The organism is Cedecea sp. (assembly GCF_036500665.1).
Taxonomy (GTDB): Bacteria; Pseudomonadota; Gammaproteobacteria; order Enterobacterales; family Enterobacteriaceae; genus Cedecea.
Genome location: NZ_DASYBS010000004.1, coordinates 48,181 through 61,167, shown reverse-complemented (window position 1 = coordinate 61,167; position 12,987 = coordinate 48,181). Strand labels below are relative to the sequence as shown.

The following is a 12,987-nucleotide window of genomic DNA, read 5'->3' as shown; positions in this document are numbered from 1 at the left end:
AGCAATATTTTGAAATACGTCCTCTCGTTATAGTTTTTATCTTCTATTACGAAAGGATATCTGTAATGCGTTTAAAATATCTGGCCGCTGCGGTGGCGTTATCACTTCCTGCGGTAATGGTGTTTCCCCAGGCAATGGCGGGAACCTCCGTTTTTCTTGATGAAAATACGCTAACCAATAACTTGCAGGGGTCGCTTGCAGGTAGTATCAAATTTGCACAGACCCACACGATTGACGCCACGGGAAACAGCGCAAAGGAGATGCCACGATTAACCAGCACCCGCGATACGTTGGTGATGCTAATTCCCTCCGGTCCAGCGGTAAAATCATTAACGCTGAAGGCCAGAAACAATAAAGGTGAATTGCTGGGTACGCTTGAAATGCGCACGCCGGCGATGCTCCCGGGTGCAGACCGCCCCGCCAACAGCCCAAATCCGGATGTGCGATATAGTGATAAAGCCTGGAGTCAGATATTGCCAGGCGACTGGATCCAGCCGGGGCTGACGCTCGAATTCAACACCACAGATAACCGTTCAGGAAAAATTGATTCCATCGATATTGGCGGTGAAACGCAGGTTGTACTGCAGAATATCCGCATCGGCATGCTGACCGCCCCCGGCAGCCTGGACAAAAACCCGCTGGAGAAAACCTCGCAAAAACTGGCGGATGACTATTTCCAGAAAATCCCCGTCTCCGAGCTAATTGTCGGTAACTACTCGCCGGTCGAACTGCAGGAAGTGGTGCTCTCATCCGGTAAAAAATACACCACCAGCAGCGATGATACCGGCGGCGTCTATGACGGCGATATGCGTGAAAATATCGGTAAAGGCCTTATTTCTATGGGCATTGATAACGCAAACTTTGGTATTAACTCATCAAAAGGGGAAACACAGTGGCAGCCAGGGCTGTTCCACCAGGTTGCCGTCCATCAGTCCTGGGGGCGCTATAAAAATGGCGTGGTTCAGCATGGGCTTAGCGGCGGCAACGGTATGGCAACCCTTTACGATACGGTTGGCAACGAGTTTAGCCATGAAATTGGCCATGGTTATGGCATGGGCCACTATCCAGGCGGCGGAAAGTGGTCCATCCACAATCGTCATTCCGGTTGGGGATGGGACAGTATTCAGCATCGTTTCATCGCGAACTTCTTCTGGAACAAGGGCGGAGATACGCCAGCAGAAGAATCCGGTGATACGCATGTTACGCCGCCCTTCCTCGGCATCTACAAATTTAACCGCGATACAATGGGTGGCGGCGAGGCGAGTTCTCCTCTGTCAAAATACACGCTGCACACCGGTTACACGCAAAAGCGTATTCAACAATGGCTTGAAGATAAAGCCGTTATTGCCGCGCACTCCCCCTCCGGTTATTTAATCTGGGATCGGCAACAGAAAAAAATGGTCGCCCCAACAGGGCCGCTATACCGCAAGCCGGACGCCTTTGGCATCCCCGTTGTGACGCTGGTAGGTTATTACGACCCGCAGGGGGAACTTGAGAGCTATATCTACCCGGCACTGCACGGCAGCTATGGTTACACCTATAAATCTGAGCCGTTAAAAAATGGGCAATGCTGGGCAGAGGTCAGCTACGCGAACGGTAGCGAAGAGATCTTTGCGCTCGATGGCATGCGCCTGCAGCCTGGCCATATGAATAAATTCCATATCAACGTCCCTGAGAATAAAAAGCCGCAGGCGGTGAGCATCGCCTGCCCGCAGCAGAATATGGACGCGGCATTTACGCAATGGAAGCTCAAAAAGTTTGGCGTCGAGAAGTTTTATCACTGGGATACGGATAAAAACGAGGCTATCGGCTCGGTCTATTATTATCCGCAGCATGACTTCTACTTCCGTCTGAAAAGTAAGCCCTTCTGGTACTTCCCAACGACCCCCGTGGACAACCAGTACTGGACCTACCTGACGGATGAAGCGTCCCTGAGGCAGGAGTATCAAAGCCAGCCGGTTACGCTGGGAAATGAATTTAAACTGGCAGAGCGCAGTATTGAACCTGCCGCGATAGCGCCACAGCCAGCCGCAAAAACAGGTCACCTGTATGAAGAGAAAGAGAGCGAGGCACCGGCACCAGAGGTGACGCTGGACCGTTCCGTTATCAACGTCGTTGGCACCACGGACAGCGGATGGGGTTACCCGGTCACCGGAACCAGTAATCAGAAGGACGTTAGCTGGACGTGGCACCGCAGCGAGGGAAACAGCCTTATCTACCTGAAATCCTATGATAAGGCCTCGGCAGAGGTCGTGGTCCCGAAAAACCTGTTTGATACCGCAACCCGCTTCTGCCTGACGGCGACAAACCGCGATAAAAAATCCGGTGAGGCCTGTGTCGCCATTAACGTGACCAGACCAGCAGTCACCATTACCGGCCAAAGCACAATGCCCTCCGCCGCACCAATAAAACTGGAAGCCAAAGCTAACTTTGATCAGGTGACGCTGCGCTGGTCGCTAAAACGGGGAAACCGGGTGATTGAAAACGGTATAACTCAGGACGGTCAGCTACAGTCCGGTCTGGCTGCGGGTGAGTATATCGCCGAGGTGACGGCAAGCAGTTCACGAGGGGGGCGCACCGCCACCAGTCAGCATAAATTGACGGTTACCCAGGCGGAACAAAATAACGATCAGGCCTTTATCTCCGCACTGACGCTGACGATACAGCCAAAAGAACAGGATAAGGCTGTTATCTTTAGCGGTAGCGTACAATCGTCACAAATACCGACCAGCACACCTGATTACCACTGGACGCTGCCTGTGGGTGCAGATAATGGCAGCAACGGCCAGCCACAGCAGCAGTTCACCCTCGCCAAAACCAGCCAGGTGCAACACCTGAAGGTCGCGGTTAAGGTGACGGCGGGTAAAGCATCGGGCGTTGTGGAGCAGGCGATTACCGTTCCTGCCCTCACCGCTGGCGACGTCTGGCAACAGTGGGTGTATGGCACCCGCTACGAGAATGGCCAGGTCGTGCAGCATAACGGTAAATTGTTCGAATGTACGGTAGCAAACTGGTGTAGCCAGACGGGGCAGTGGTCACAGCTGCATTACGAACCGGGGGTTGGCATTAGCTGGACTCAGGCATGGAAGTCTTACAGTAAATAAGCATTTAATTTAATTCCCCCGAAAGCCGCAATGTGAAATACGTTGCGGCTTCTTTTGGTTATCCTTCCCCCCTATAATATTTACCCCCTGACTGCCGTTTATTTTCATATTCCACACTCCCGCTGTCAGAATCTGCTTACCAAATATTTCTCAAATGAAGTCAATGGCGCGTTTGCACGTCCGCCTCGCTCTTTTACCCCATGCCCATGCTCCATTTTTTCCAATCCATTCTGTTAAGAAAAATGACGTCGCATTAAGAATAATCTTAATCCAAACTTCTTTAATTCTCGATCCTGACAGCCTTATTCACAGATGCCTCATTAAAATACCATGAGTAAATTCAGAAGAACGGTACTCCCCGCGCTATCAATCAAGACTTATCTTATTGATTTCAATTCCTTTAGACCTGCCTCACAACAATATCCTTAGTAAATTGATCAATAGTGGTAATATGATACATCCAGAAATCGACGGTTAATGTTCGGGATCAAAAAATGCGTTTATATAATTAATCACCGTTACAAACTATTTGATGGAAAACAAAAAAGCAGGTTGCTGACATCTTAGATAAAAACCAACAGCGTGACCTGCTGATAACCCCAAAGACATCATGCTCATGCCTGAGGCAGGCCTGTTTTTAGCGCAATACAGTACCGGAGTGAACGGAATTAACGGCATGCAAAGGGAATTAACAGGTTCACAGAAAAAGGCTATCGACTGAACCCATGGAGAAAAAGAAAGGCACTCTCTGCCCGTATATCACGCAGGGTGATTTATTCAACATTGGCCTTTTTCATTGACACAACCTGGCCACTAAATGCCATCGCGGCGGTCAGGCATTGAATAGCATTGTTATATGCTGCACTCTCCGACGTCAGCGCCAGGGCATTTTTATCTTCAGTGTGAGAAATATTATGAACGGTAAAAATATGACTACCTTCAACGCAGATCCCCGAGTAAGTAGAGATCACACAGACCACCCGAAAAATTATTGCTTGCTTATCTTTGTCGCTAAGAAGTTCGTTCCATTGGTACTGAACGGTTTTAATCAAACACTCTACGCCGTTTGTTGCTTGCATCATCCACACCCATAAATTTTCATGTAATAAAGGAAAACTCAACCTTCAGCATTTTATGACAAAGGACATGAAAATTGTTATTGAAATTTGGTTAACAACTTATTCATCAATTATTTCGCAGGGATGCCACCAGTCTAAATAAAATAGCCTTACGACATTAATTACTTTTCGGCAAATATTTAAAAAAACTGCTATCGCTGTGTTTTTATACAGCAAAGCACAAGACGGATGGAAGTTTCATATTCATTAGGGATTGATATGCCTCGTACCGACCTCAATTTATTAATCGTTCTGGACTCCTTGTTAGAAGAGTGTAGCGTCAGTAAGACAGCACGCAAGCTCAACGTCACGCCTCCGGCGATCAGTAAGTCTCTCAATAAGCTGCGAGATTCCTTTCAGGATCAGCTGCTGGTGCGTTCCGGATCAATACTGACATTAACCCCGCTGGCCATGCAGCTGCGTCCCCAAATACGTAATTTGATCGATAACATTGAATCTGTTCTTAATCAAAATCTCTCTTTCGATATCGGCAAAACCCCCTTGACCTTCAATATCGCCTCAAACGATGTGATGATCGCTCTGCTTAATTCAGGGCTGGTACAGGAGTTGATTGAAATTGACCACCATGTGGTCCTGGATTTTTATTACGATCACGGTTCCGTTGACTTCCTTCGTCAGGACAATATTGATCTATATATTGGAGAGTCACGCCCGCTGAGCCCTGAGATTAAGATCAGAACAATTCATCGTGACAAATGTCTGGTGATTGCTAAAGAAGGGCATGATATTTTTTCGCAACCGATAACCATCGACACCCTGGCCGCTTATGATTTTATCAGCACCAAAGGAAAACTTAACGATGATGTCGATACCTTATTCAGTCAGTTTGGCTTCCGGCGTAAAGTCATTGGCTTTTGCCCTGGCTATTTGACGACGATTGAAACCGTATTACGTACTGATACCCTGGCCATCGTCCCCGGTTTTTTCAAAAAAGTTGCCGGCGTAATTCCGCCGAATATGGTTGCCTTCCAGCCCGACATTTGCCTGCCGGAAGTGAGCCTCATTCAAGCCTGGCATCCTCGTCACGATAATTCCCCTTCTCACAAATGGCTGCGTGACTGCTGCCGTAACTACCTTAACCGAGGTATAGGTTGCGCTTCTGCAGAATAAAACAAGCTCTACCCTTCGTGTCAGAATGACCGCAGTGGTAGAGCTTCTTCTTTGCTGCTAAACCTCACGCAAAAAAAATCGGCTCGCAAGCGAACCGATTGTCTTACTCCAGGGCAAGCGTTACTTCTTTTGCATTGCGTTGAAGAAATCCATCGCCTCCTGAGGAAAGCCTGCTTTTGCAGCCCCGGTCGCTTCAGATTTGCCCGCGCTCGCCTGCATGTCCATATTCTGCTGCATGTTTTTCATCATGTCGCTCATACCCGATGAGGCCTGCTCATTCATACTGCTCATCATCGACATCATTTTTTCCATTTCAACTCCGCCATCCATTTTCATTCCCGCCGCACCGGACATAAAATTCTGCGTGAGCGATTGCTGGGTGGTCTGACTCATTGAGGCCAGATTGGTTAACATCTCTATCAGTTTATTGGGATCTAACATAACTTCTCCTTTATCTACCTTTTCACACTTGGGCAAGAAAACTGGCTCAACGCTTTTGACCACAGGGGGAAATCCTGCATGGTGGATCGAATTTCCAGCTTGAATAATCCACTTAATGTAGAGATACCCATTGTTAACTCCTGCCGATCTCGGTCGAGGGCCAGCGGGTTACTTTTGTCATAGAGATGGAACAGCGCCCAGGGGCCATTAAAATTGACGGATTCAATCTTGCCGTTGGCATCTTTAAACGATAAACGCACGTAAGCGCCGCCGTTTTTGCCGGGCCACTGTACGCTAACGGGCTGCGTACTGCCGTGGCTGTAGCGAATCACTTGACCATCAATGTCCAGCTCCGCTTCCATGATGTTAGGCGACAGCGACAGCGGGCGCAGGAACATAGAGAACGCGACGTTGTCACTGGCATTGCCAAAGAAGGTGTCGCTGATGAGCATGGCGTTCTCAAAGTTTTTAAGCGTCGCCGCACTGAGCAGACCGCGGCTACTTTCCCGAATGCGCAGTTTGCCTGCCGTGTTATCCACATAGGGTGCCAGGTGCTGCTGGAAATAACGTTTGATAGAACCGGACGGGCTGAACATCCTGGCAAAGTCCCCGATCCCGACTTCATCGCGTGCGCTACGATTAAACGGATAAAGTCCGGCAATCATGCTACGACAGACGTCAGAGGTAAAAGACGCGGCGCTGCTGTTCAGGTTCTGACGGCTCTGCTGCAGACTCTGGGTATTACCGACATCAAGCAAATCCTGCATGATGCTACGAACGGGCTCCGGTTGCTGAGCCGCCGCGATGCGCAGATTATTCATTGAGTTCTGCGGTAAAACTTCCCCTCCGCGTAACGCAATCGCCAATGTTGAGAGCTGGTTGTAAATTTCCTCGAAGCGACGAGCCAGCGGATCGCTGTTCACGCCGGGCGCCTGCATCAGCAGTGAACCAAGACGACGAACGGGCTCAAGGCGGTTTTCCAGCTCCTTTTCCGGTGTAATGCGGTAATAGCTGCGATTTCCGGAGATCTCACCGAGAATATCCCGCTGCGACGTTTCCAGGGCCGCCTTGCTCTTGTTCAGCCAGCCCGACACATTGTGGGTGTCCGTACTGGCAAGACTTGTCTGGCGGGTGACAAAGCGCAGCAGGTTTGACAACGGCGATGACGGCGAAGAAAGCTGACGTGCCAGCTGAGCCGCATCGTCCAGGCTTGCTACCGGCCGCACCCGGATATCTTTAAGGAAGTTATCCCAGCGATCCGCATACTCCAGCAAATAGAGTTTGCGGACTTCGTCGGTCAGCTTCTGACGAAACTCAAGCGTACGCAGCTTATCGAGCTTGTCGCTACCGTCGCGCAGTACCCACGCCTCGTCCTTGATCATTCGATCCACCGCGCCGCTGAGCTGCGGGCGGAAAACATCGTGATAGCTGGCCAACGTATAAAAGGCCGGTACGGCCATATCCGTCACCGTCGCAGGCCCTTTACGGCGGAGCATCAGTGAGACGTTGGTTCCAGCCGCGGTAGCAAGCGAAACGTTCTCAATACCCGGCAGCATATGCTGCTGCAATTCCTGCAGTACACGCATCGGAATAGGGATTGCCATCGCCTTCACGCGCGCCATACGCACGAGTTCAGGGTTCAGTTTGGTGACCGGCGCCTCCGGCTTCAATTCGGGTGAGAACATGGTGCGCAGATGCAGCAGGAAAATGCGTTTATCGGCATCGGAATAGCCCTGCGGCGCAAAACTGTTCCAGCGTGTGGCGAACCAGCTTTCCAGCTCGCTGGCCTGGCGATGCTGCGGTTCCCCCATCATCAGGTAGACCTTAAGGGTGTTATAAACGTCGCGATCGTCGCTGGACGTAATATCCAGCTCCAGCTGTTCCAGCACATAGCGCTCCAGCGCAGGCCAGAAAAACTTAAACAGATGGCGGTGATAGGTCTGCTGAGCCTCTTTATTGATGATTGAGTGCTCAAGATAGGGGTTGACCAGCGGCCATTCGTTGCTGTTCATTTGCACCGACATATAGCCAAGCTGCTCATAGGCCGAAACCAGATCGTCGCTGACGCGGTTGGTTGCCGGGATCTCACGCACGATCCGCCGTGTTTCATCGAAACTGGCGGTCATAAAGGCGATGTAATCCTCTTCCCATTGATAGCGGGAGGCCAGCGTCCAGGCCGCGAAAGAGAGAATGCCGCAGACAAAAGCATAGCGCAGCGTGGTCAGCACACGCTGACGCAACGGCATGCGCCGTGAGTTCACGATGCCGCGCTCTTTCACCAAAGAATCCAGCATCGGCCCATAAAGATGCCCGGCCGGACGAAGCTCCATGTCACCCGCCCACTGCTGCTTTTGCAGTACGCGCGTACTGCCAAGCCAGACCTGACGAATCTGCCCCGCATAACCCGCCGGAAGCTGAGGAAAAATCTGCTCCAGCAGGTTAAACAATGGCTTACGTAAACTGCCTACCGACTCGGTAAAAAACAGCAGCTGCTGGCGCTGTTCGGCAGAAGGGGCGTGCTGCAGCAGCTCTTGCACATAGCTGCTGATCCTCGAGGCAAAACGGCTATACTCCGTGTCGCTGCGCCCGTAGTCGACCTGATGCGCGTTGGCATAGATCAGCGGAAAACCAATCCCTTTGCTGAGCATCTCTTCGCTCATTTCAGAAAGAAATGCTTCGCCGCCTGGCAGGGCATCAATGTTGTTCAATGCGAGGTACACCGCCATATCAGAACGGAAAAAGGCCGCTACTTCGAGCATTCTCGCGCAGAGTGCGTCCGCAAGCGATTTGCGGTCGGTCAACGGCGCATTGAGCAGCCAGCAGGCATCGAGACAGAGCAGCACCCCGTCAACGCCGGGGTGGCGCCGGTAGCGACGAATCAGCGGAAAAAGCTTACTCTGTGCCTTCCCGGCCTCTTCGCTAAGGCCATGGAGTTGAGTCCACTCCCCCGCCGTATCGATATAGACGGCCTTGTCCGTTAACCACCAGTTGCAGTCGCGGGTAGAACCTACGTCAACTGTGTGACGAATACCGTACTGTTCGGAGAGCAAAAAACGCTTACCGCTCTCGTTAATGAGCGAGGTTTTACCGCTGCCTGAAGGGCCCAGTACCAGAAACCAACCTTTATCATTAAGATAGTCTCTGCGCAGGCGGTAAAAAAACCGCCGCAGCGGCGACTTCTGCTCTGACACGCCGACATGCTTCAGGGTGCGGATCGCATCATAAAAGCGTGAAGTGACGCGATCGAGCTGGCGACGAGTGCGGGAAACATTCTTTGGCGCACGGATCTGGTTGACGAGCCAGCCAAGGAAAGCGGCCGTCCAGGGCCAAAGCGCGACCACCATGATAATCGCTATCAAACTCCAGCGAACCCATTGTGACGACATGGGGCGCAGCGAGCCAATAGCAACCAGTGGCCCTACCCACCACACCAGCAGCGATAAAATTACCGCCAGTAAAAGAATAAACGTTCTGCGAATCATACCTGTTGATATTCCTTATCAGCGCGAAGAGCCGCTGTGACCTTTGTTCAGCAACGCTGGCATTCCCTGGCTGTTTTGCGCCTCTGGTGTCGCCTTATTTTCTGCGCGATCGCCCACCTTCCAGAGAATGTCCACGCGGCGGTTTTTACGCCGTCCTTCTTCGGTGGTGTTATCGGCCAGCGGTTCGCTGTCGCCTTTGCCCACCGCGGTGATGTTGCGCTTGTATTTGCTGTTTGCGAGCATCCCTTCCTGGATCCTGTCGGCAACCGCCTGGGCACGCGCCTGCGAAAGCTCCTGATTCGGATCTTTGGCTTTACTGTTACGGAACGGCTGCGCATCGGTGTGGCCTATCACCTCCAGATCGCCAGGCCAACCCGCCAGCGCTTCACCCAAGCGTTCGATGTTGCGCTTCTTGACGAACTCCGGCGACAGCACCGACTTGCCCGTCCTGAAGGCACCGTCCGAAGTGAACAGCAGCAACCAGCCGCGTGGGTCTTCCCGCACTTCCAGCCAGCCTTCGCTGAGAATGGTTGGCAGCGGCTGTGGCAGCGTCTCCATGATGTTAATTTTGCGCGGCACCGGGGGTTCCCAGGCCATGATGGCGTGGCGAATGACCCGTGATTTATCGTGCAGGTAAAACGACACGCCTCCCCAGCCCATCAGGCACATCAATGTGCCGACCACCAGCAGCCTTGACGGCGTTAGACGGCGGCGGCGTAACGTCGTCGCTACCGGCTTAACGTCATTCAGGGTTTCCGTCACGCCACGCTCATAGACCATGGCATCAAGGCGCTGCATCAGGTCAGCCAGCAGCACCTCGCCGCGTTCCAGCACGTGATATTTGCCTTTGAAACCCATCGACAGGATCAGGTGATAAAGTTCAAGGATTTCGCGGTACTCATGGGGATTCCCCATGTAGCGTTCCAGATCGGTAAAGCACGCCTCTCCACCCCATGAATCGCGGTGGAACTCAATCAGCAGATTAAGCGGCGCCCCCCTCTGCTCTCGCATTTCCGAGAAGTTCCAGTCAATGTAGGTGCAAAGCAGATAGGACATGCTGCGCACATCCTCCGGCAGAAACTGCTGGCGCAGAAGCTGCTGGCGAAAATGCTGAAGTTCGCGCACGAGCTGAGCCCTCAGCGCGAGACTGTCGACGCCGTGCTGATCGCGAAAACGCTCCACGATCAATAAGGCCGGCATTGCCGCCGCTTCACAGCGGTTTCCCCAGCTGCCCGTCAGCGTGCCCGCTCGTGCCCAGACCACCGGCTTTGCTGCCGCCTGTGGAAGAGAAATCTGTGCTGGCGTGTAGGACGGTTCCGGGTGGCGGATAGTGGCCGCGAAGGGGGCCGGCGCCGGTATATGAAATTCACCAGCGCCTTCTTTGGATTCTTCTGTCGGTATCGCGCTCTCCCCCTTGCGCTGGGCGCTGAACGCCAGCGGGGCCATACTGCTGAGCGTGACCTGAGCCGGCGTGGAGTTCAGCAGGCTGCCAACCTGCTCCAGGCCGGATCGGGAGCTGGACACCATATTACGGATCTGATCGCCAAAATCCCTCATCGTCCCCTCCCGGGTCTCAGTCCCCATGCGTCAAAGCGCAGTGATGGGAAATCGCCCACAATGCTTAGCGCCATAGCCGCGCAGTTCATCATCTCCTGGCACAGCGGATCTGAGGGATCGACCTCAAAGTAGATGCTATCCGGGTAGTACGGAATATGGCGAGGTGGCGCGGACATGGCGTTTAATCGCGCACCTGGCAGCTGGAAGTCCACCAGTTGAGCAATCTTTTCTACCGGACCGAGCTTTATCTGCGCCGGGAAATCGTTGCGCAGCACTTCACCAGGCACGTCAGCGCTGACGGCAAAGATCAGGCGCTCAAGGCGCAGCTGAGCATCGGTCTGGCACAGATAGAAATTGTTTCCGTTGCTTTTAAAGGAGAGTGCCACGGCCGGGGACTCAATCACCAGCGACAGCGCCCGGCGCAGGGCAGCAAACAGCGCGAAAAAGCTCTGGCCCGGCTGCTCATGAAGATAGCGAAGATCGTGACGGTCGTGGAATGATTCGCTACCCGGAATAATGCATAATCGCCCAAGCAGACCAAGCAGCATCTGAAAGAGCTGCTCAGGGTGAACTTTCGGACACGCCAGCAGATGGCGAAGACGCAGGTGATACTCGCTGAGCAGCTGTAACAGCATCAGCTCAAGCACTTCGTTCATACCGCCGCCGGAGTAGTGCGCATCCGGCAGCCGCACCATCATCAGGCGCTGTGAGATAAGCCCCAGTAATTCACTGGTCACGTCATACAGCCAGCCTGCCGCGCGGAAATCAATCATCACCGGCAGGACTTTACTGTCCAGCATCATTCCGCCTTCAGGACGCCGCTCCCCCAGCATGGCAATCGGCAGCACGGACTCTGCGCTGCTGCAGCTCTCTTTCAGACAGAGGCGGCTTTGTAGCGCCCCGAGCTGCAGCATCGCGTGGCGCGTGTTACCTTCGGCAAACGCCGGTAACAGGTTTCTGTCCTGAACTTCCATATCCACAGCACGGTAGCGGCTGCTGCTGCTGCTGGCGGTAAGATCTATCCAGGCGTTCCCCGGCACATCTAAGGGGATCGCGAGGCAAATCATTTGGTTCTGATGATGGTCGCTAAGCTGCAGCGGCGCGGGTAGCGGTTCGTTATCAGGCATCGAAAACACCGTACCATCCGGAAAAACACCTTTGGCACGGCGAATTGCAAATTTTCCCTGCGCAAGAAGCTCATTATCAATTTCAAGCTCGCTTAATCCCCAATTCCAGGCACCCAGCTCGCTGGTTCTGGCATGGATCATATTCTCAAGATAGCGCTCCTGCTGCTGGAAATGCTGAGGCTCCATCAGCATGCCTTCAATCCATGCGACCCGTTGTGTTGGCAACATACTACTTCCCATATTTTGTCTTTATAAAATTGTTAGCGACGTATTCTCAGCCATGATTTCCATTTTAAAATCAGCACCAGGTACAATCATTTTTTCAATTAAAGAATATTCACCAACCCCTTTTTGAAACTCAGCGCCGATGACAATCCAGCGAGTATAATTATCAAACTGCTGTGTGCTTGTTCGATATACTCGCCGCTGACCCGGCGCCATAATATAGTTTTCAAATGTCACAATATCTGCCGATCCGGACAAATTACTGCAAATCTTGCCTTCATATAATCCCGGCGGTAACCAGCCGGAACGTCGGGTTTCAATAATGCATATTTTCACCGGTTGAGAATCATTATCTTTATCTGGATTCACTCGCCAACTGGTATTGAGCTGAATTTCAACAGCCTGCTCAGGTCGCTGAGTTGTCCCTGAAGAAAATAGCGAGCATCCAGAAGTGAGTAACACTAAAGATATAACACTCCAGCGACGTATATTAATAACTGACATGAACCGTGTATTGGCTCGGCACGCTCTGAACACAAACGGTATTACAGGTATTGGCGGTCCCGCAGCATCCAAGGTAGGTCGCTCCATTTCCTTTCACAATAAGTTTTTGAGATGCGAGTAATAACTGCCCTTTACCAGAGTTGGTTCCTGAACAAACGCCGACCCCCGCATTATGCGTACATGTACTGTAATACGACGTAGAAAGCGTTTGAACAAAACCACCGCAAATTAAAAAATTGGGCACATTAATAACGCCCTGGCAATTACTCATAGTATTTGGGCTTACAACAACGATCAG

Annotated in this window: 8 protein-coding genes; 2 read left to right on the top strand and 6 right to left on the bottom strand. The window is 52.1% G+C overall.

The genetic code is table 11. The annotated features are described in order from the left end of the window. The first annotated feature begins 65 nt into the window (after positions 1–65). Positions 66–3,104, top strand: coding sequence for a M66 family metalloprotease (locus VGM55_RS00430; protein ID WP_154186454.1), 3,039 nt, complete (start codon positions 66–68; stop codon positions 3,102–3,104). 773 nt (positions 3,105–3,877) lie between these two features. Here VGM55_RS00430 and VGM55_RS00425 read toward each other — a convergent pair. Continuing rightward, complete coding sequence (locus VGM55_RS00425; RefSeq protein ID WP_154186452.1) at positions 3,878–4,186, bottom strand: hypothetical protein; 309 nt, start codon at positions 4,184–4,186, stop codon at positions 3,878–3,880. A 255-nt stretch (positions 4,187–4,441) separates the two neighbouring features. Here VGM55_RS00425 and VGM55_RS00420 point away from each other — a divergent pair, with 255 nt between their 5' ends. Beyond that, entirely contained in the window at positions 4,442–5,353 is a 912-nt protein-coding gene (locus VGM55_RS00420; RefSeq protein ID WP_331634223.1) for a LysR family transcriptional regulator, read from the top strand. A gap of 120 nt (positions 5,354–5,473) precedes the next feature. Here VGM55_RS00420 and VGM55_RS00415 read toward each other — a convergent pair whose 3' ends face one another. The 5 genes from VGM55_RS00415 to VGM55_RS00395 are packed head-to-tail and all read right to left on the bottom strand — an operon-like array spanning position 5,474 to position 12,776. Then, a complete protein-coding gene (locus VGM55_RS00415) occupies positions 5,474–5,857 on the bottom strand; it encodes a hypothetical protein (protein WP_154186448.1) in 384 nt (127 codons plus the stop codon). Beyond that, positions 5,809–9,276: a type VI secretion system membrane subunit TssM gene (tssM, locus tag VGM55_RS00410; protein WP_154186446.1), complete on the bottom strand. Its 3,468-nt coding sequence runs from the start codon at positions 9,274–9,276 to the stop codon at positions 5,809–5,811. The genes VGM55_RS00415 and tssM overlap by 49 nt, the downstream gene beginning before the upstream one ends. An 18-nt stretch (positions 9,277–9,294) precedes the next feature. Continuing rightward, on the bottom strand, positions 9,295–10,833 hold the full coding sequence (gene icmH / locus VGM55_RS00405) for a type IVB secretion system protein IcmH/DotU (protein ID WP_331634222.1): 1,539 nt from the start codon (positions 10,831–10,833) through the stop codon (positions 9,295–9,297). Further along, positions 10,830–12,188, bottom strand: a complete 1,359-nt coding sequence (tssK, locus tag VGM55_RS00400; RefSeq protein WP_331634220.1) for a type VI secretion system baseplate subunit TssK — start codon at positions 12,186–12,188, stop codon at positions 10,830–10,832. The genes icmH and tssK overlap by 4 nt, the downstream gene beginning before the upstream one ends. A 21-nt stretch (positions 12,189–12,209) precedes the next feature. Continuing rightward, positions 12,210–12,776, bottom strand: a complete 567-nt coding sequence (locus VGM55_RS00395) for a type VI secretion lipoprotein TssJ (RefSeq protein ID WP_154186440.1) — start codon at positions 12,774–12,776, stop codon at positions 12,210–12,212. Positions 12,777–12,987: the final 211 nt, after the last annotated feature.